The organism is uncultured Rhodococcus sp. (assembly GCF_963525155.1).
GTDB lineage: Bacteria > Actinomycetota > Actinomycetes > Mycobacteriales > Mycobacteriaceae > Rhodococcus_F > Rhodococcus_F qingshengii.
Genome location: NZ_CAURKP010000099.1, coordinates 1 through 19,591, shown reverse-complemented (window position 1 = coordinate 19,591; position 19,591 = coordinate 1). Strand labels below are relative to the sequence as shown.

The 19,591-nt window shown below is 62.9% G+C and carries 21 protein-coding genes; 12 read left to right on the top strand and 9 right to left on the bottom strand.

What is annotated here, in order from left to right:
* The 3 genes from RWT78_RS18825 to RWT78_RS18815 form a co-directional block, all read right to left on the bottom strand.
* On the bottom strand, window positions 1-1,235 hold a 1,235-nt coding region (locus RWT78_RS18825), incomplete at its 3' end, for an aldehyde dehydrogenase family protein (RefSeq protein ID WP_314677237.1).
* Entirely contained in the window at window positions 1,232-2,605 is a 1,374-nt protein-coding gene (gabT, locus tag RWT78_RS18820) for a 4-aminobutyrate--2-oxoglutarate transaminase (RefSeq protein ID WP_314677235.1), read from the bottom strand. The genes RWT78_RS18825 and gabT, both read right to left, overlap by 4 nt.
* Before the next feature lie 118 nt (window positions 2,606-2,723).
* Window positions 2,724-3,530 (bottom strand): alpha/beta hydrolase, encoded by an 807-nt coding sequence (locus RWT78_RS18815; protein ID WP_314677234.1) that lies wholly within the window; start codon window positions 3,528-3,530, stop codon window positions 2,724-2,726.
* 75 nt (window positions 3,531-3,605) lie between these two features.
* Between RWT78_RS18815 and RWT78_RS18810 the strand changes: the two genes are divergently transcribed.
* Window positions 3,606-4,367, top strand: a complete 762-nt coding sequence (locus RWT78_RS18810) for a DUF2127 domain-containing protein (RefSeq protein ID WP_228401426.1) — start codon at window positions 3,606-3,608, stop codon at window positions 4,365-4,367.
* Here RWT78_RS18810 and RWT78_RS18805 read toward each other — a convergent pair.
* Together RWT78_RS18805 and RWT78_RS18800 are read right to left on the bottom strand one after the other, a co-directional pair.
* Entirely contained in the window at window positions 4,351-5,490 is a 1,140-nt protein-coding gene (locus RWT78_RS18805; RefSeq protein WP_030536077.1) for a cation:proton antiporter, read from the bottom strand. The two genes, RWT78_RS18810 and RWT78_RS18805, sit on opposite strands and share 17 nt — an antisense overlap.
* 7 nt (window positions 5,491-5,497) lie before the next feature.
* A complete protein-coding gene (locus RWT78_RS18800; RefSeq protein ID WP_042446474.1) occupies window positions 5,498-5,860 on the bottom strand; it encodes a hypothetical protein in 363 nt (120 codons plus the stop codon).
* A 272-nt stretch (window positions 5,861-6,132) separates the two neighbouring features.
* Here RWT78_RS18800 and RWT78_RS18795 point away from each other — a divergent pair, with 272 nt between their 5' ends.
* The gene (locus RWT78_RS18795) at window positions 6,133-6,579 is read left to right on the top strand and encodes a cupredoxin domain-containing protein (protein WP_003943263.1); all 447 of its coding nucleotides are present in this window, start codon (window positions 6,133-6,135) and stop codon (window positions 6,577-6,579) included.
* 81 nt (window positions 6,580-6,660) lie between these two features.
* The gene (locus RWT78_RS18790) at window positions 6,661-8,451 is read left to right on the top strand and encodes a CocE/NonD family hydrolase (protein WP_399552166.1); all 1,791 of its coding nucleotides are present in this window, start codon (window positions 6,661-6,663) and stop codon (window positions 8,449-8,451) included.
* A 48-nt stretch (window positions 8,452-8,499) separates the two neighbouring features.
* On the opposite strand, the gene paaI is transcribed toward RWT78_RS18790, so the two are convergent.
* From paaI to RWT78_RS18770, 4 genes are all read right to left on the bottom strand, one after another.
* Complete coding sequence (paaI, locus tag RWT78_RS18785; protein WP_047269444.1) at window positions 8,500-8,868, bottom strand: hydroxyphenylacetyl-CoA thioesterase PaaI; 369 nt, start codon at window positions 8,866-8,868, stop codon at window positions 8,500-8,502.
* Window positions 8,869-8,934: 66 nt separating this feature from the next.
* On the bottom strand, window positions 8,935-9,246 hold the full coding sequence (locus RWT78_RS18780; RefSeq protein WP_003943191.1) for an EthD family reductase: 312 nt from the start codon (window positions 9,244-9,246) through the stop codon (window positions 8,935-8,937).
* Window positions 9,247-9,252: 6 nt separating this feature from the next.
* Window positions 9,253-11,295: a phenylacetic acid degradation bifunctional protein PaaZ gene (gene paaZ / locus RWT78_RS18775; protein WP_314677228.1), complete on the bottom strand. Its 2,043-nt coding sequence runs from the start codon at window positions 11,293-11,295 to the stop codon at window positions 9,253-9,255.
* Window positions 11,296-11,383: 88 nt separating this feature from the next.
* Complete coding sequence (locus RWT78_RS18770) at window positions 11,384-11,995, bottom strand: TetR/AcrR family transcriptional regulator (protein ID WP_007730612.1); 612 nt, start codon at window positions 11,993-11,995, stop codon at window positions 11,384-11,386.
* A 107-nt stretch (window positions 11,996-12,102) separates the two neighbouring features.
* On the opposite strand from RWT78_RS18770, the gene RWT78_RS18765 reads away from it, so the two are divergent.
* From RWT78_RS18765 to paaK, 9 genes are all read left to right on the top strand, one after another.
* Window positions 12,103-12,831, top strand: coding sequence for an enoyl-CoA hydratase/isomerase family protein (locus tag RWT78_RS18765; protein WP_007730615.1), 729 nt, complete (start codon window positions 12,103-12,105; stop codon window positions 12,829-12,831).
* Complete coding sequence (locus RWT78_RS18760) at window positions 12,828-13,685, top strand: 3-hydroxyacyl-CoA dehydrogenase family protein (RefSeq protein ID WP_314677224.1); 858 nt, start codon at window positions 12,828-12,830, stop codon at window positions 13,683-13,685. Before RWT78_RS18765 ends, RWT78_RS18760 begins: the two co-directional genes overlap by 4 nt.
* 27 nt (window positions 13,686-13,712) lie before the next feature.
* Window positions 13,713-14,498, top strand: a complete 786-nt coding sequence (locus RWT78_RS18755; protein ID WP_314677222.1) for an enoyl-CoA hydratase-related protein — start codon at window positions 13,713-13,715, stop codon at window positions 14,496-14,498.
* A 93-nt stretch (window positions 14,499-14,591) separates the two neighbouring features.
* Window positions 14,592-15,560, top strand: a complete 969-nt coding sequence (gene paaA, locus RWT78_RS18750) for a 1,2-phenylacetyl-CoA epoxidase subunit PaaA (protein WP_003942994.1) — start codon at window positions 14,592-14,594, stop codon at window positions 15,558-15,560.
* Window positions 15,557-15,874 carry a 1,2-phenylacetyl-CoA epoxidase subunit PaaB gene (gene paaB / locus RWT78_RS18745; protein WP_003942879.1) on the top strand — a complete coding sequence of 106 codons (318 nt, stop codon included), beginning with the start codon at window positions 15,557-15,559 and terminating at the stop codon, window positions 15,872-15,874. Before paaA ends, paaB begins: the two co-directional genes overlap by 4 nt.
* Window positions 15,875-15,902: 28 nt before the next feature.
* Window positions 15,903-16,820, top strand: a complete 918-nt coding sequence (paaC, locus tag RWT78_RS18740; RefSeq protein WP_003943154.1) for a 1,2-phenylacetyl-CoA epoxidase subunit PaaC — start codon at window positions 15,903-15,905, stop codon at window positions 16,818-16,820.
* Between the two features lie 65 nt (window positions 16,821-16,885).
* On the top strand, window positions 16,886-17,344 hold the full coding sequence (gene paaD, locus RWT78_RS18735) for a 1,2-phenylacetyl-CoA epoxidase subunit PaaD (RefSeq protein WP_314677238.1): 459 nt from the start codon (window positions 16,886-16,888) through the stop codon (window positions 17,342-17,344).
* A 4-nt stretch (window positions 17,345-17,348) separates the two neighbouring features.
* Window positions 17,349-18,428 carry a 1,2-phenylacetyl-CoA epoxidase subunit PaaE gene (paaE, locus tag RWT78_RS18730; RefSeq protein WP_314677217.1) on the top strand — a complete coding sequence of 360 codons (1,080 nt, stop codon included), beginning with the start codon at window positions 17,349-17,351 and terminating at the stop codon, window positions 18,426-18,428.
* Between the two features lie 41 nt (window positions 18,429-18,469).
* On the top strand, window positions 18,470-19,591 hold a 1,122-nt coding region (gene paaK / locus RWT78_RS18725), incomplete at its 3' end, for a phenylacetate--CoA ligase PaaK (RefSeq protein ID WP_314677215.1).

Below are 19,591 nucleotides of genomic sequence, written 5' to 3'. Positions count from 1 at the left end.
TGCGTGAACAATGCTGCGGACAAACCGAATTCGCCCTCGTTCGCCAAGCGGAATGCGTCTGCGGTTGTTGCTGCCCGCTGCACCGCCAGTACCGGGCCGAAGAGTTCCTCGAACCACAGTTCGGTGCTCGCCGGTAGTTCCAGCACTGTCGGCTGGACGTAGTAGCCCGACTGCGGCGCTTCGGCGGTGGCCACAACCCTGGCGCCGCCGTCGACGGCTCGATTGATCCCCTCGATGATCGACTGCTGCGCGTATGCGCTGACCACGGGACCTGTCGTGACGTCGGGATCGAGTGGATCTCCGACTCTCAGTTGCTTGACTTCGACGGTCAGCCTGGCCAGGAATTCCTCGGCGATGGATTCATGGAGCACCAGACGTGAAGTGGCCGTGCATTTCTGGCCGGTTGACCGAAATGCGCCCAGCATCACCTGCTCGACCGCAAGCTCGAGATCTGCGTCGGCAAGTACGACGGCTGCGTTCTTTCCACCCATTTCCGCCTGTACCGGAACTCCGCGCGCCGCAGCAGATCCCGCGATCTTTCGGCCGACGCCGGTGGAACCGGTGAAGGTGACGGCGTCGAGGTCCGGGTGATCGACCAGCGCTTCACCGGCCGCGCTGTCGGCGAGGATCATGTTCAGGACTCCGTCGGGTAGGCCCGCTTCGGTCAGTGCCTGCGCGAGACGGAAGGCCAGAAGGGGCACCGCGGCAGCCGGTTTCCAGACGACGGTGTTTCCGTACACCAAGGCAGGCGCAATCTTCCATGCCGGGATCGCGATCGGGAAGTTGAACGGCGTGACGACGCCTACCACGCCGAGAGGTTTGCGAGTGACGAGAATCTGCTCGCTGCTACGTGGGGAGGAATACACCGTTCCGGTCTCGCGGTCGGCGGCGTTGCCGTAGTAACGCAGAATCTGCGCTGCGCGGCGCACCTCTCCGATACCCTCGGCCAGCGTTTTCCCTTCTTCGCGGGTGAGTTCTTCGCCCCAGGCCTCAGCGTTGGATTCTATGATTTCCGCTGCGCGAGTGAGGTATGCGCCGCGTGCGGACATCGGCAGGCGGGCCCAGTCGTTCGCGGCGATGCGGGCGACGCGAACACCGGTCGCCATTTCGGAGGCACCGGCGCGGCCTCCGGTGGCGACAACCTCGTCGGGACGCGCCGGGTTGGTGTCCGTCAGTGTGCCGTCGCTGCCCGTGACCCAAGCTCCGCCGATCAAGCTGCGCACTGCGACGCTCATCGGACTGCGGCCACAGCGTCGCGAAGAATACCGAGTCCTTCGGTCAGCAACTCGTCGGAGATGCTCAGCGGTGGGAGGAAACGGACGACGTTTCCATAGGTGCCGGCGGTGAGCAGAAGGAGACCGTGCGCGTGTGCGTAGCTGACGATCTGGGCGACGGCCTCGCGATTCGGAGCCTTGTCCTCGTTGTGGACGAGTTCGATTGCAATCATGGCGCCGCGTCCACGAATGTCGCCGATTATGTCTGTGTCCGAAGCGATTTCGGACAAACCTGTGGTCAGAATGTCGCCGATGTCCTTGGCGCGGTCGAGGAGCCCTTCCATCTCGATCGTCTCGAAAACTGCCAGGGCGGCCTCGCAGGCAACGGGATTGCCGCTGTACGTACCGCCGATACCACCGGGATGCGCGGCGTCCATGACGTCGGCACGGCCGGTCACGGCGGCGAGTGGCATTCCGCCGGCGAGACCTTTTGCGGTTGTGATGATGTCGGGGACGAAGTCCTCACTCTCGCTGGCGAACCAGGCTCCGGTTCGTGCGATACCGGTCTGGACCTCGTCCGCGACGACGAGAATGCCGCGCTCACGGCAGAATTCCGAGATGCGCTTCAGGAATCCCGGAGCGGGAACGATGAAACCGCCCTCACCCTGAATCGGTTCCACGACCACAGCGGCTACCGATTCGGCGCCGATCTGAGTGTCGATCGCAAGACGGAACTGGGCGAATGCTTCGTCGGCCGCGTTTTCGGGGCCGCTCGGCCAACGGTAGGGGTATGCCATCGGAACCCGGTAGACCTCTGGTGCGAACGGGCCGAATGTGGCCTTGTACGGCTGGTTCTTGGCTGTCATCGTCATGGTCATCAACGTGCGACCGTGGAATGCGTGGTCGAAGACGACAACTGCCGGGCGACCGGTGGCGGCACGTGCGTATTTCACGGCGTTCTCGAGCGCTTCGCTGCCGGTGTTGAACAGCGCTGTTCGCTTCTCGTGATCTCCCGGGGTCAGGCGGTTGAGCGCTTCGCAGACCTCGAGGTACCCCTCGTAGGGGTTTGCGAGGAAACACGTATGGGTGAACTGACCGAGCTGGCGCGTGGTGCGTTCGACCACGCGCGGCGCACTGTTTCCGACGGTGGTCACGGCGATGCCGCTGCCGAAGTCGATGAACGAGTTGTCGTTGACGTCGACGACAACTCCTCCGCCCGCTGCGGCAACGTAAATGCTGGATCCGCTGGTCAGCCCGGCCGGCAGTGCGGCGCTCCGGCGCTTTGCCAAAGCGCGCGAGTTGGGGCCGGGCACTTCGGTGACGAGGCGTCGTATCTGGGGAAGGGTCGGTCCACCGATACACGTTTCCGTGCCGTGCTCGAGAATGGTCATCGCAGTGCCTCCAGTCGTTTTCCGAACTGTAGGACGGCGATGAATGATCCGGACATGGCCGGATTGTCGAGTGCCTTCTATCTCATAGGACGCCGCGTCCAGCAGGTTGTTCAGCAGGTTACTGTGCGAAACTGCCGAGGAATCGTTGCAACAGTGGGTTGTACACCTCAGGGGCTTCCCAGAACGCTGCATGCCCCACACCGGGAATCACGTGATACGTGCCCTCCCAGAGATTCGCGAAGGTCAACGACGCGACATACGACGTGTTCACGAACGGGTCCTCGGCGCCGTCGATCACCGCGAGTGGCACAGACGCCGTTGCAACCAGAGCCTTCTGATCCGATTCGCGGCCGGCGCCGAATGCGTCGAACATGATCTTGCGAGCGCGCCCGTCCGTGCGTATCGCGGAGTCGAGGGCAGCCTGCTCGAAGGGAACGGCGGTCATTCGTGCGTAGAGTTCGGCTTCTTGCGCGGTGATGACCTCGGTGCCGCCGATGGACAATCCGTCGCCGGCATTGAAGGCGTCGCCGAGCGTCTCGGGATTTGCCGGCGGCGTACCGGTGATGACGATTCCGGTGAGCCCGGGGAATTTCGCGATCAACTCGAGAGCGATGTGTCCGCCGAGCGACCAGCCGACGACAACGGCTCTTTCGACGCCGAGTTCGGTCAGAACATCGACGATGGCGTCGGCGTAACCGTTCTGCGTGTATGCGGCTTCGGGATCGCTGGCGTCCTCGGAGTCGCCGTGGCCGAGTAGGTCCAGAGTGATCATGCGGTAGTCGCCGGCCCAGTCGGCGTCGACCTGATGACGGAAGATGGAGCGGCTGGCCGAGTTCCCGTGGATGAAGACAACCGGAAAACCGTCGGTGGCACTGTCGTCGACTGCCATGACGCCATGCCGGGTTTCGATCTTGGTGGTTGTCATCGGAATCCTCATCGTTCGAAGTGCACGGTCAGCGGGTATCCACGCTACCGGGCATATGCGGCATAGAGTTCACCCGTGGACTTCGCATTGCGCTCGTGCAGTTGGCACGGTCACGAGACCTACGCTCCGGACGAACCGGAACTGCGGGATCGACTACATGTGGATACTGCGGTGGGTCAGGCGTGGCGGTGCCTACGTTGCGGCAACTTCGTCCCGGGAGCGCCCCGAGCATCGGGACCGGCGGACGCCGCCCCCGAGGTTCCGCGGGGGAGGCTGCTTCGCGACCGGTTGATCATGCGACTTCTTGCCACCGAGAGAATGTTCCGCGCTATGGGTTTGGTTCTTCTGGCGATCGGTGTGTTCGAACTGAGATCGTCGAAGGGTCGCGCCGAGGACGCCTTCGAGAACGAATTGCCGTTGATCAGGCCACTTGCCCGTCAATTGGGCTGGAACATCGACGATTCCAAACTGGTCCATCACATCGAGCAGGCGTTTTCGTTGTCCGCTACGACGCTCACCTGGATCGCAGTCGGGCTGTTGGTCTACGCCGGCCTTCAAGTGATCGAGGCAGTCGGCCTGTGGATGGTCGAACGCTGGGGCGAGTACTTCGCGGTGGTGGCGACCAGCTTGTTCCTGCCCCTCGAAATCTACGAATTGACCGAGAAGATCACGTGGTTGAGGGCCGGGTTGCTGCTGGTGAACATCGCTGCCGTCGTATGGCTGATCTGGAGCAAGCGACTCTTCGGTGTCCGCGGCGGCGGCGCGGCGTATCACGCCGAACATTCGGAGGAGAGCTTGCTGACGGTGGAGAGGGCCGCGGTCAAGCAGGCTTCGTGAGACCAGCTTTCGACGCGGCAGCACCCGCCAGCGTTGCTGCACCGATCGTGATCATGGCGGCGAGGAGGATCGCTGCGGGTTCACCGTCGCCCATCACCCCCAATTGAGTGCCCACCGTAACTGCGGCAACCGGTACTCCCAGTTGCGCGGCGGACAGCACGCCGAGAGGGAGCGGGAGACCGAGGGCGCGTATCGCGGCGTGAACCACGAGAGTTGCTCCGCCCAAGACCAATCCGAGCCAGATGGCGGACGGATGGGTGACGAGGTCGCGCAGATTGATCGCCGCTCCCAACCAGACGAAGAAGAGGGGAGCGAAGAAGCCGTCGGTGATGGCGAAGAGCTGTTTGGCGAGGCGGCGGGGTTCACCGATCGCGGCAAGAACGAGCCCGAAGGCGAAGCCCGCGAGCATGATCGACACGTGAGTGCTCGACGCCAGCGCTGCCAGAGAAAAGAGGATCACCAGATTGATCCGGAGTTCGAGTGCAAACTTTCGTTTCTCCGAGAATTTGTGGAGCCTTCGCCAATGGCCGGACCGGTGGAAGGCTCGCAGTACGAAGAACAAGGCAACCGCACACGCCGCCACAGCCAGTGCGCCGACACCGGCACGAGGGGCATTGTCCGGATCGATCACCAAAGGCAGCGCAACAATGCAGACGGTGTCCGCGATCGCGACCTGGGCAGTCATCTGCAGAACCGAGGTTCCACCGAGCCCCAGCGAATCGACGATGGGGAGAATCAACGCCGCGGACGACGACGCGATCAGGACCGCGTACAGCGCGGCGTGACCGGTGCCGAATGCCGTCGCCGCACCGTAGCCGGCAACAACCGACAGAAGTCCGACGACAACCGAGCGAACGGCACCCTTGCCGATTGCCGCACGGACTGCCGGATCGCGGACCGGGACGTGTGAGCCGGCCACCATCATCGTGAGCGCGAATCCGATATCGGCCAGGAACGTGAAAGTCTGGTCCGAAGAGTCGAGCAGCCCGAAACCGGTGACACCGAAGACGACGCCCGCGGCAAGTTCGCCGACCACCACGGGGACATGCCAGCTGACGCGAGCGCCGAGCAGCGGGCCGAGAATGCCGGCCAGCGCGACGAGGGCAAGGATGCCGAAGGTCATCGACGACCTACGAGTTAACTGTCGAGGGTGCGATCTTCGCGGGGATGGCGGTGTTCTCGTCCACGTGGTAGCTCGCACAGACACGGTGGTAGCCGTCGGCGATCTGCGCCGGTACTCCGGCGCGGAAGTCTCCCTGCACCAGCAGGATCGGCGACAGCGCGATCCCCTTGCGGATCTTCAACAGGTCGGCAGCCACGTGTGGGTTGTCGACCGGAAGCAGAGGGAGCCCAGCAGCCCGCAGGATGTCTTTGGCCTTCTTCGAGACCAGCGTCGCCGTCTTGAGGGCGTACACGAGAGCTTGGACCTGAACCGGCGTCGCGCCCAACTGGAGGTAATCGCGGGCCGCCGGGTAGTCGTGCTCGTCCGGCAGGTCCTTCCAGAGAACGGCGGGAGCCTTCTCGGCTACCTTCGGCTCTGCTGTCTTGGGAGCCTTCGGCTGCGCTGCCTTCGACGCCTTCGGCTGGGCTGCCTTCGACGTTTTGCTCTTGGCCATCTGTGCTGTTTCCTTCAGTGTCGGTCCGCGAGTGGAGCTGGTGCAGAAATCGTGCACTATCAGCGCCGCAGGCACCACATCGGAGCTGTTTGGCCCCCTAGGCGGCGGGTAATCAGCAGACTGCGGGGGAACGAGCAGGAGGCGAAGCAATGAAGCGGATTCTCGCAGTGCTCGCAGCGCTGATCCTGGCGGTGTTCGCACTGACCGCGTGCAGTGACAACAACGATTCGTCGGACAACGATTCGGCCGATCACGACGGCATGGCGATGACCAGTATGCCGATGACCAGCATGCCGACCAGTATGTCGATGCCGAGCATGCCTCTGGGTATGTCGACGCCGGGAGCGTCGTCGATGGGAATCGTGATCAGCGGTTTCGAATATTCGACGCCGGAGTCGGTGATGCCCGGACAGGTACTGACCATTCAGAACAACGACACCGTCGAGCACTCAGTCACGTCCGATACCGCGGGGTTGTTCAACGAGGACATCGAAGCGGGTGAGACGGAAACCATCACGGTGCCGAACGAGCCTGGAACGTACACGTTCCACTGCACCTACCACCCGAGCATGCACGGCACCTTGACGGTCAAATAGAGGTCGGCTCGGTCTGGCGTGACTTTCGCGAGAAAACGTTGGCGGCACGCGCCGGATTGAGCTGGTGGAGAACAGATCCGGGTGTACGGTTTTCAGGTGCGCCGGAGAACAGCGATCAGTGTCGTCACGCTCGTGGTTTGCGCCCTCGGCTTTTCGCCGCCGGCGCTCGCGGATTCACCGAACGGCTCGTATTCGTCACAGCTGCTGTACTTCTCGGTCGATGTCGGGCCTGAACTCTCGACGCCGTGCACCGTCGTCGGTGAACTCTTTGTTCCCGATGGTGTCGACGCTGACAACCCAGCTCCCGCGATCCTGACCACCAACGGGTTCGGCGGTTCGTACAAGGACCAGATTCCTGCCCTGCAGAACTTCGCCGAGAACGGGTATGTCGGACTGACGTATTCGGGATTGGGTTTCGGCGGCACGAGTTGCAAGATCACACTCGACTCTCCCGCATACGACGGTGTCGCCGCTTCCCAGTTGGTCAGCTTCCTCGGCGGCCAAGAAGGGATTGCCTTCACGGATCAGGCTCTGACGCAGCCCTATCCGGCGCTCACCACGGTGGTTCAGGACTCCGTCGATCACACCGGTGCACCGTCGACGAACGACCCGCGGGTCGGAATGACGGGTGGCTCTTACGGCGGCGGCATTCAATTCGCCGCCGCGAGTGTCGATCCCCGCATCGACACCATCATCCCCATGATCACCTGGAACGATCTCTCGTATTCTCTGGCGCCCAACAGCACCGGGACCATCTCCGGAGTGTCGACTGCGGAGCCGGGAGCAGCGAAGGTGCTCTTTGCATCGCTGCTCTTCGGCGCGGGCATCGCGAATCCCGGTGTGGACGGTTACATCGCAGATCCCGCACGGCTACCCGGCTGCCCGAACTACGTCCCTTACATGTGCAACGCGATCGCCGAGGCGGTGGTGACCGGCGACATCGGACCGCAAGTAGTGAGTGAGCTCCGAGCGTCATCGGTCTCGTCGTTCGTCGACCGGATCAATATCCCGGTACTGCTTGCTCAGGGGCAACAGGACACCCTGTTCGATCTGAACGAGGCAACCGCGACTTACTACGCGCTGAAGGATCGTGGCGTCGATGCCAAGATGATCTGGCATTCGTGGGGGCACAGCCACTTGGCCGCTGCGCCGGGCGAGTTCAGCTTCTCCGCACCCGACGAGGATACCCAGTACGAGACCGGTCGCTTCATGGACTGGTTCGATCACTACCTCAAAGACGAGAACACCGAGACCGGCCCGGAATTCGCGTATTTCCGCAACTGGATCGACTACGAGGGAAACGCGGCACCGGCCTACGCGACGTCCGACACCGTCGATGTCGGGACCGCTCGCGCCTTCCATCTGTCCGCTGACGGGGGACTGCTACCGGACGGCACGCCGGTGATACCGGGTTCGAAGACGATCGTCACCGCACCGGCTGGGCTGCCGACGGGCGTAGAGCCACTCAATATCAATCCGGCCGGAAACATTCCGAATGCACAGATTCCGGGAACCGAGGCGCTCTGGACCACTGCGCCGATGACCGAGGCTATGGACGTGGTGGGAGCCCCCACTGTGACGCTGCGTGTTGCGGCGCCCGGACAGCCGGTGGTGTTCGCGAAACTCTACGACGTGGCTCCGGACGGAACTTCCTCGCTGATCAACGGACTCATCGCGCCCATACGCATCAGTGACCCGTCGCAGCCGGTGCCGGTGACGATGCCGGCGATAGTGCACCGATTCGAGCCAGGGCATTCCGTGCGTCTCGCGATCACCGGTGGCGACATCAGTTTCCGTGGGGGACTGCAAGGTATGCCGGTGACGATCTTTGCCGACGGTTCCGGCCCCCTCGAACTTCCCGTCGTGGGCTGATACACCGTGGGCTGATACACCGTGGGCTGATACACCGTGGGCTGAATTTCAGCGGGTGATGGTTCGACTGTCGCCGCGGAACTCGGCCACGACGGCGTCGCCATTGCGAACGGTCACGTCGTAGATCCCACTTCGGCCGCCTCGAGCCTTCTCGGTGGCGACCGCGGTCAAGGTGTCGCCCAGACGGGTCGGACGCAGAAATCTGATGTCCGCGCGCGCTGCAACGGCTGAATCCTCGTAGCCGTTGCAGGCGAGCGCAAACGCGGTGTCCGCGAGCAGGAAAACATAACCGCCGTGTGTGATTCCGTGACCGTTCACCATGGTTTCGCCCACGGTGACGGTCACGGTTGCGCTACCGGGCGCCAGCTCGGAAATCTCGATACCGAGTGCCTGCGATGCCTGGTCCGCGTCGAACATCTCTCTGGCGGTGATGCTTCCTGTACTCACGAGACAACTCCTGTGGGATCGGGAAATTGCAGGGGTCTAGAGGACCGAGACAACTTCCTGGACGTACATGTCGACTGTGCCGGTGGCAAAGTTTGCGACATCTTTTCCAGCGGCGCCCATCTCCGGGGACTTCAGGCCGCTCTGCATCGTCTCGAGATCGGGAAACACCAGGTTGGCGACGGCATAGAAGACTGGATCGGAGCCGTCAAGCGTCGAGCACTTGCTGAACGTGAAGTCCGAGAGCCCTGGCACTGCGCTGGCGAGCGGGACGTGGATCTCGTTGTAGTACTTGTCGAAAGCCTCCGGATCGGTGGGGCGTCCGTAACACACTGCTACTCGATAGGTCATGTGCTTTCAATTCCCTTCGGGGCGAGTCTTGGCTACCAGAGTCAGGACGTCGTATGTCGCGACCGGATCGTTGTCCTGGTTCGTCACCACGGCGTCCCAACGAACCTCACCGTAGTCTGCGCTGCTGCGAGGTGTGATGGTCTTGGCTGTGAGGGTGACCGTCAGGCTGTCTTCGGCTTTGACCGGAGTCAGGAACCTGAGGCTGTCCACGCCGAAGTTCGCGAGAACCGGGCCGGGAGCCGGGTCGACGAACAGGCCCGCAGCGAGTGAGACAACAAGATAGCCGTGCGCGACGATGCCGCCGAAGAGTGGATTCGCCGCAGCGGCCACCGGATCGGTGTGAGCGTAGAAGGTGTCACCGGTGAACTCTGCAAAATGATCGATGTCTGCGAGTGTGACCTGGCGCGGACCGCCGACAACAGTGTCACCGATCTTCAACTCGGCGAGACTCTTTCGGAATGGATGTTCGGATCCGGTCGTGCGCTGCGATCCGGTGAACCAGCGCTCGCCGACTGCGGTGAGGACGTCGGGTGTGCCCTGTACGGCGGTCCGCTGCATGTGGTGCAGAACTCCGCGGATGCCACCCAGCTCCTCACCGCCGCCGGCACGGCCGGGACCGCCGTGTACGAGGACTGGAAGGGGAGAGCCGTGGCCGGTGGATTCCTTGGCGTCGTCGCGGTTCAGCACGAGCACTCTGCCGTGAAAAGCTGCGAGACCCAGCACCAGTCGACGTGCGATGTCGGTGTCGGCAGTGACCACCGAGGCGACGAGGCTTCCCTCGCCACGGGCCGCGAGTTCGATCGCATGATCGATGCCGTCGTATCCGATGACGGTGCTGACGGGTCCGAAGGCCTCCAGCTCGTGTACCTCGTGCGCATTCTCTTCCGCCCGGAGAAGGACAGGGGAAAGGAAGGCTCCTGACTGGCCGTCGGCACCGACCACGTCCACGTTGTCCGGGTCTCCGAATACGATGGTTGCCGACTTCGTCAGACCGCGAATGGATTTCAAGACCTCATCACGCTGTTCGATGCTGGCGAGAGCTCCCATAGTGACGCCATCAGCATCGGGGTGTCCCACGACAACTTTGTTCAGTCGTTCGGATGCGGCATCGACAACGGCGTCGACCAGCGAGACCGGGACCAGGGCGCGCCGGATCGCCGTGCACTTCTGGCCCGCCTTGACCGTCATCTCGGTGAAGAGTTGTTTGACGTACAAATCGAATTCGGGCGTTCCTGGTACGGCGTCCTCGCCGAGGATCGACGCGTTGAGTGAATCGGCTTCGGCATTGAAATGGACGCCCTTGCCGACGACGTTCGGGTGAGCACGCAGCGTTGCCGCGGTGTCGGCGGATCCGGTGAATGCCACTGAGTCCTGCCCGCCGAGGTGATCGAGGAGGCCGCGTGCACTACCGGAGAGCAGTTGGACGGAACCCTCTGGGAGCAAGCCTGACTCGATGATGCGCCGGAAGACGAGTTCGGTGAGATATGCCGTGGAACTGGCAGGTTTGACGATGGACGGCACCCCCGCGATGAATGCCGGTGCCAGCTTCTCCAGGAACCCCCACACCGGGAAATTGAAGGCGTTGATCTGCACGGCGACGCCGCGACGTGATGTATAGATGTGTTGCCCGAGGAAGGTTCCGCCTTTGCCGAGAGGCTCGACGTTTCCGTCCAGAAAGACTGTGCTGTCGGGCAATTCGCGCCGAGCCTTGCTCGCGTAGCTCAGCAGGGTCCCGAATCCGCCGTCGATGTCCACCCCGGAATCTCGCGTCGTCGCACCGGTGGCAGTGGAGAGTGTGTAGAACTCGGCTTTTCCTGCCATCAACGTGAGGGCGAGAGCCTTGAGCGCGCCGGCACGTTCGTGGAAGGTCATCGCGGACAGTGCAGGCCCGCCGACCTCGCGGGCGTACGTAACCATCTCGGCGAGGTCGATGCCGGTTGCGGAGATCCGGGCCACCTCCGATCTGTCCACTGCGCTCGGCAACGGGGTACCTGCGTCCGGTGCGGCGTACCACTGACCGGCCACATAGCTTTCCAACAGTCTGCTCACGACAACTCCATCTCACCGTACGTTCGGTCGGTAATTACGATCGCCCGGTAACGCCGCGTTGTCAAGGATTCGGCAGAACTGCCTGGAGTCAGGCCTTGCGAAGTCCGTCGAAAGTGACGGCGACGACCGCGTCGGCGATGTCGGAGACGGACTCACCCGCTCGGGGTTTGTACCACTCGATCAGTGAGTTGACGGTGCCGAACATCAGCTTGCTGGCGAGGGCTGGTTCGATGTCCGGGCGCAGGTCTCCCTCCGCTGCGGCGGACGCGACGAGACCTCCGACGAAGTTGTCGAATTCGCGCCGACGAGCTAGCGCGGCGCGCTCGACCGTCGTGTTGCCGCGGACGCGCAGGAGCAGGGTGACGTATGGAAGCTCTGCGACCAGCACCTCTACGCTGCGCCGGACCAGGTATTCGAGCCGGTCGATGTACGGACCGGTGGTGGCGCCCTCTTCGGTCGTGACCGCAAACAGGGCGTTGAGTGCACGCGAAAGGGCGAGTTCGAGAAGTTCTGACTTTCCGGACACATGGTGGTAGATCGAGGACTTCGTGATGCCGAGTTTCTTCGCGAGCACCTCCATGCTGGCGCCGTCGTAGCCCTTGTCGTTGAACACCTTCACGGCCACGGCCAGGAGCGAATCGAGGTCGTAGCCGGGACGTCCGGGGAGGCCGGTGCGTCGAGTGGGGCGTGCCGTAGTCATGTCCCCATCTTCTCAGTTCGGGCAAAGCTGTGCACCATTCTCGTTCTCACCCTTGTCAAACGACCGAATGTTCGGTTACTAATGGAGAAGAGCGAGAAGGAGCGAATGTGAACACCCTGCACGTGGACGAGCGCGAGGATCGCGTCGTGGTCACCCTCGACAGGCCCGCGCAACGCAATGCGATCAACGCGGAAATGATCGACGAACTGCATCAGGTTTGTGGACGCCTCGAACGGGATCCGAAGCTGCTCCTGCTTGCGGGGCGCGGCGACCACTTCGCAGGCGGCGCTGACATCGCGGAGCTCCGAGAGCGCGGACGAGAGGAAGCGTTCGCGGGTATCAACCGCACGCTGTTCGACCGAATCGGAAAGCTCCCGCTTCCCACCGTGGCCGCCGTGAGCGGCTACGCGCTCGGCGGTGGGGCAGAGTTGACCTACGCCTGCGACATTCGCATCGCGACAACGACGGCGGTCTTCGGGAATCCGGAGCCCAATCTCGGCATAATGGCAGCCGCCGGCGCCAGCTATCGATTGCCGAAGCTCGTCGGCGTCTCGATCGCGAAGCAGGTGCTCCTCGGTGCCAGGAACCTCGACGCCGAGCAGGCGCTACGAGCGGGCCTGGTTGTCGAGGTAACCGAACCGAACTGCCACGTCGACGCAGCGCATCGGCTGCTCGACCGCATTTCCCGACTGTCCCCGCTGGCACTGCGATTGACCAAGATCATCGTCGATGCGCCGGGATCGCATCCGTTTGCCGACGACATCGCCCAGGCCGTCCTGTTCGAGAGTTCGGACAAGCGCGATCGCATGACGGCCTTCCTGGAGAAGAAATCATGACTGAAGCAGTTGCACCGAAGACCGTCGGAGTCATCGGCGGTGGACGCATGGGTGCGGGTATCGCCCAGGTGTTCGCCAGTCTCGGCGGGGCGGTCACCATCGCGGAGAGTGGCGACACCGCGGCCGCGTTGCAGCGTGTTTCCGCCGGCCTCGACAGAGCCCACGAGCGAGGGAAACTCGACGACCAGGACCCCGCGACGGTGCTGGCGCGCGTGAGCACCGTGGACGCAGTGACCTCGTTGCCACCGTCGCTCGACCTGATCGTCGAGGCGGTCCCGGAAATTGCGGCCCTCAAGGTCGAGGTGCTCGCCGCTGCGGAAACCGTTGCCGGAGAAAGCACCGTGATCGCCAGCAACACCAGTTCCATGTCGATCGCCGAACTCGGCGCAGCGCTGACGGATCCGGGCCGGTTCATCGGTATGCACTTCTTCAATCCAGTCCCGGCGTCGCTGTTGGTCGAGATCGTCCGGGCGCCTCAGACCCGCCCCGAGGTTGTCGACTCGGTACGAGCATGGGTGTCGATGCTCGGCAAAGCCGAGGTGCTCGTCAACGACTCACCTGGTTTTGCAACCAGCCGGCTTGGTGTCGGTCTCGGGCTCGAAGCCATCCGCATGCTCGAAGAGGGTGTGGCGGACGCGGAATCGATCGACCGAGCAATGGAATTGGGGTATCGGCATCCGATGGGCCCGCTGCGTTCGACAGATCTGGTCGGGTTGGATGTGCGCCTGGCGATCGCCGAACACCTCGCGAGCACGCTCGGTGATCGATTTGCACCTCCAGCACTGATGCGAGAGAAGGTGGCTCGCGGCGAGTTGGGGCGCAAGACGGGACAGGGTTTTCACACATGGAGCTGAACCGAACTGCCTGCGAAAGGAACATCGATGACTGACGTGATTCGCTTGGAGATCGAGCGAGGTTTGGCGACAATCACTCTCGACCGACCCAAGGCCGCCAATGCCGTCAACGGCGAAATGAAGTCTCAGCTGCTCGAAGCGTTGCTGCAGGTCCACGCGGACGCAGAGGTTCGAGCGGTGTTGATTCTCGCCGAAGGCAAGAACTTCTGCGTCGGTCAGGATCTGGGCGAGCACGCCGCAGCGTTGGATGCTGATCCTGCGCACGCGATGGATACCGTCGCCGCGCACTACAACCCCATCGTCACGGCGCTGTCGACGCTCTCTGTCCCGGTGGTGGTGGGTATCGGTGGGGCCTGCGTCGGGGCCGGGTTGGGGATCGCGTTGGCCGGAGACATCCGGGTCGTGGGGGCTCGCGCGAGCTTTGCGACGGCATTCACCGGCATCGGTCTGGCCAGTGACTCCGGGCTCAGTCATGCGCTCGTGCACGCGCTCGGACCTAGCCGCGCCAGTGGCCTGATGTTGCTCGGCGACAAGTTCGACGCGCAGAGCGCGCTGGAGTGGGGCTTGGTTCATCGCGTGGTGGCCGACGAGGACGTCGCAGCTGAGGCTCGGGTACTCGCGCGTCGGCTTGCCGACGGACCCACCGCGGCCTTCGCCCACGTGAAATCGCTGATCCGTGCCGTTGCTCCTGGGCTTTCCCGGACGCTGGCGGCCGAGGCGAACGCACAGGTGGAGCTGGGTTCCACGGCAGATCATCGAGGCGCAGTCACGGCTTTCCTGTCGAAGCAGAAGCCGGTTTTCGAGGGCCGCTGATTTCTGGTGCGGCGAAAGATTCTCTTGTGTGCTGGGGACACCTCGGTGCATACTAGTTACCAACCGATCATTCGGTAATAAAAGGTAGGTACGATGACCAACGTGGAAGCTCCACAAGACCTGCAGAACCTGTTCGACGAGACGATCGCGGCAGACCAGCGCATCGAGCCTCGCGACTGGATGCCGGACGGCTACCGCAAGACTCTGATCCGTCAGGTTGCCCAGCATGCGCACTCCGAAATCATCGGAATGCAGCCCGAGGGAAACTGGCTCACCCGTGCGCCTTCGTTGCGACGCAAGGCGATCTTGATGGCGAAGGTCCAGGACGAAGCCGGGCACGGTCTGTATCTCTACTCCGCGGCCGAGACGCTCGGTGCCGATCGTGGCGATCTGACCACCAAACTGATCGAGGGAAAGCAGAAGTACTCCTCGATCTTCAACTATCCGACGCTGACATACGCCGACGTGGGTGTGATCGGCTGGCTGGTCGACGGAGCCGCTATCTGCAATCAGGTTCCGCTGTGCCGCAGCTCCTTCGGGCCGTATGCGCGCGCGATGATCCGTGTGTGCAAGGAGGAATCGTTCCATCAGCGGCAAGGCTTCGAACTGTTGGCGACGATGATGCGCGGCACGGAAGCTCAACGGGCAATGGTGCAGGAAGCCGTCGACCGATGGTGGTGGCCCGCTCTGATGATGTTCGGACCGCCGGACGACGAATCGCCGAACACCGAGCAGTCGATGAAGTGGCGCATCAAGCGGCACACGAACGACGAACTGCGGCAACGATTCGTGGACATGTCGATACCGCAGGCCGAGATACTCGGTGTGACCTTCCCTGATCCCGACCTGCGCTGGAACCCCGAGCGTGGCGCACACGATTTCGGCGAGCCGGACTGGAGCGAATTCATGGACGTGGTCCGCGGCAACGGAGCGGCGAGCGTCGAGCGGATCACCAATCGGAAAGCCGCACACGACAACGGGGCCTGGGTTCGCGACGCCGCGTACGCCTTTGCACAGCGCGAGAGACTCGCGCACGATCGCACGACTGAGGAAACATCATGAGCGAGAACGATCAGGTACAGGGCGATCAGGTGCGCGGCGAATGGCCTTTGTACGAGGTATTTCTGAGGGGAAAGCGCGGACTGAACCACGTGCATGTCGGATCCCTGCGCGCGGCAGACGATCAGATGGCCCTACGCCACGCGCGCGACGTCTACACCAGACGTAACGAAGGCGTGAGCATCTGGGTCGTGCCGTCAGCGAACATCGTGGCTTCGAGTCCGGCAGAAAAGGATCCGTTCTTCGCGCCGAGCGGCGACAAGGTCTACCGGCACCCGACTTTCTACGACATCCCGGACTCCGTTCCGCACATGTGAGAATCACTTCGACTTCGAGGACCAACAGATGAACGATCACGACAGTGCCTACGACGGCCTGGTCGACGGCGACGGCCACGGTCAGTGGGCGTTCGGAACCAGCTTCGACGACCCCCTCGCCGGAGTCGACACCACGGTGCCGGATGACGTCGATCTCGGTGCGCTGGCGCGCTACTGCCTCATGCTCGGCGACGACGCGCTCGTCAGTTCGCAACGACTCGCCGAATGGTCGACGCGGGCACCGGAACTCGAAGAAGAGGTAGCTCTCGCGAATGTCGGCCTGGATCTGATCGGGCAGGCCAGGCTGCTGCTGGCTCGCGCGGCAGCAGCCGATTCCACTGTCGTTCCGTTCATCTCGGACACGTCGCCGGTGCCGGCTGAAGATGCGCTCGCCTTCTTTCGTGATCAGTTCGGTTTCCGTAACGTGAGACTGGTGGAACTCGCCAACGGCGACTTCGCGCACACGGTCGTTCGGCTCCTCGTGTTCTCGACCTGGCGGCTGGCGCTGTTCGATCGGCTCCGCACATCGCGGGACCCGGTCCTCGCGGCCGTGGCGAACAAGGGCGTCAAAGAACTGACCTACCACCGCGACTACGCGGCAAGATGGGTCGTCACGTTGGGCGCCGGCACGGCAGAATCCAAGCGTCGGACTGCCGCGGCCCTGCTCGAGATCTTCCCGTTCGTGGACGAACTCTTTGTTCCCACCCAGGACGAACTCGTCTTGGCCGAAGTTGGCGTCGGAGTGGATCCGCGTACTGTTCGGCCGGAGTTCGACGCTGTTCTTGCCCAGGTCCTCCATGCAGCCGAAATGGAAGAGCCCCCTTCGCGTTTCTCCGGTTTCGTCGGCGGCCGCGGCGGGCGTGCCGGACTGCACACCGGGGCACTGGGGCAACTTCTCGCCGAAATGCAGAGCGTTGCACGAGAGCATCCGGAAGGGGTGTGGTGACCGTGACTGCCGCTACCGTCTCTTCCGCTACTGTCTCTTCGGCGCAGGAGATCGTCGCCTCGGTGATGGATCCGGAGATGCCACTGTTGACCTTGGCCGATCTCGGCGTCATCCGATCGGTCGACGTCGAAGCGAACTTGGTCTGTGTGACAATCACTCCCACCTATTCCGGGTGTCCGGCGATGGCGACGATTCGAGACGACATCGAGCACAAGCTGACCGACGCGGGGTACGGCAGCGTCCAGATCAAGACTCAACTGTCGCCGCCTTGGAGTTCGGATTGGATCAGCGAAGAGGGGCTCGCGAAACTTCGGACGGCCGGGTACTCGGTGCCGGGGGCCGCGCCGCGTCGCACCTCCGGCCCGATCGCCTTGACCTTGACGGCCAAGCCGCGCGACATCCTGTGCCCCCAGTGCGGTTCGGCAAACACCAGACTGAGTTCGGAATTCGGTGCGACCCTGTGCAAAGCGCTCTATCGCTGCCTCGACTGTCTCGAGCCGTTCGATCACGTGAAGGAGATCTGAACAGATGAGTACCGCAACGACGAACCGGAACAAACCATTTCACCCGTTGACGGTCGCCGGTGTCGAATCACTGTGCGACGACGCAGTTGCCGTCACCTTCGACGTGCCTGCCGATATCGCCGATCAATTCGACTTCGGCGCCGGGCAGTCACTGACACTGCGGCGGATGATCGACGGCGTCGAACACCGTCGCTCCTACTCGATCTGTGCACCGGTAGGGGCGTCTCCACGGGTGGGGGTTCGCGAAGTGGCAGACGGACTCTTCTCCTCCTGGTTGGTGCGAGACGTCAAGGCCGGGGATCGAATCGACGTCCAGGGCCCATCTGGCAATTTTGTCGCCGATCCGGCACTGGGTGGACGGCACGTTCTGATCGCGGCGGGCTCCGGAATCACGCCCATGTTGTCCATCGCTGCAACACTGCTGGTGAACCCCGAGGCCGATGTCACCCTGCTGTACGGGAACAGGCGCACCCGTTCGGTCATGTTCGCCGAAGAAATCGCCGACCTGAAGGACCGGTACGGTGCACGCCTGGACGTTATTCATGTTCTCTCTCGCGAGCCGCGCGAGGTCGAGTTGTTCTCGGGCCGTCTCGACGCCGGCCGGTTGCGCGAGATCTTCACCTCTCTCGTTCCGTGCGACCAGGTCGACGGCTTCTGGTTGTGTGGTCCGTTCGGGATGGTCAACGACGCCCAGGAAGTACTGGCCGGCTTGGGAATTGCCAAGGATCGCATCCATCACGAGCTGTTCTACGTCGACGACGTCGCGCCGCCGGTCGCGGTGCATCGTGAGCCCGGAATTGTGGGACCAGGCAGCGAGGTCACCATCACCCTCGACGGTCGATCGACCACCGCGACACTTCCGCGAGACCAGTCGATTCTCGATGCAGCGGAACAGTACCGATCGGATCTGCCCTTCGCGTGCAAGGGCGGGGTCTGTGGAACGTGTCGCGCCAAGGTCACCTGCGGTGACGTCGAGATGCGCAGGAACTACGCACTCGAAGACTACGAAGTCGACGCGGGTTTCGTACTGACCTGCCAGACCTTCCCTGTCGGTGAACAGATAACAGTCGATTTCGACGCCTGACCGCCCGCACAGCGCCCTCACTGAGCCCACCGGAGACAATCATGACCGAACTCGTCACTGCTACATCGCAAGACATCGAATTTGCCAGTCGGGACCGCATTTCGACGCTCCAACTCGAGCGGATGCAGTGGTCCCTGATGCATGCGTACACAAATGTTCCGCACTACCGCAAAGCGTTCGACGACGCCGGCGTTCACCCGAGTGACTTGAAGGATCTGAGCGACCTCGCGAAGTTCCCGTTCACCACCAAAGCGGATCTGCGCGAGAACTACCCGTTCAAGATGTTTGCGGTGCCCCAGGACCAGGTCTCGCGGATTCACGCGTCGTCGGGAACCACCGGGCGGCCGACAGTGGTGGGATACACGAGCAACGATCTGAACAACTGGGCCGATCTCATCGCACGGAGCCTCTCGGCCGGCGGCGTGCGATCTTCGGACAAGGTGCACGTTGCTTACGGATACGGTCTGTTCACCGGTGGACTGGGAGCCCACTACGGCGCGGAGCGATTGGGCTGCACAGTCATTCCCATGTCGGGTGGAATGACCGAGCGGCAGATTCAACTGATCGAGGATTTCGAACCCGACGCCATCATGGTGACTCCGTCGTACATGTTGACCATCGTGGACGCGATGATCAAGAAGGGTATCGATCCCGCGAAGACCTCGCTGAGGGTGGGTGTATTCGGAGCGGAGCCGTGGACCGAACAGATGCGGACCGAGCTGGAACAGCAACTCGACATGCATGCCGTCGACATCTACGGACTCTCCGAGATCATGGGCCCGGGCGTGGCAATGGAATGTGTGGAAACCAAAGACGGGCTCCATATCTGGGAAGACCACTTCTACCCGGAGATCATCGATCCGGTCACGGGCGAAGTGCTGCCGGACGGTGAAGAAGGTGAGCTGGTTTTCACCTCGCTCACCAAGGAGGCGCTGCCGATCATTCGTTACCGCACCAGGGATCTGACCCGACTGTTGCCCGGTACGGCGCGCTCGATGCGAAGGATGCAGAAAGTCACCGGCCGGACCGACGACATGATCATCCTCCGTGGCGTTAATCTGTTCCCCACGCAGATCGAAGAACTGATCCTGACCGTCCCCGCCCTGGCGCCCCAATTCCAGTGTGTACTGGACCGTCCGGGTCGAATGGATACTCTGACGGTT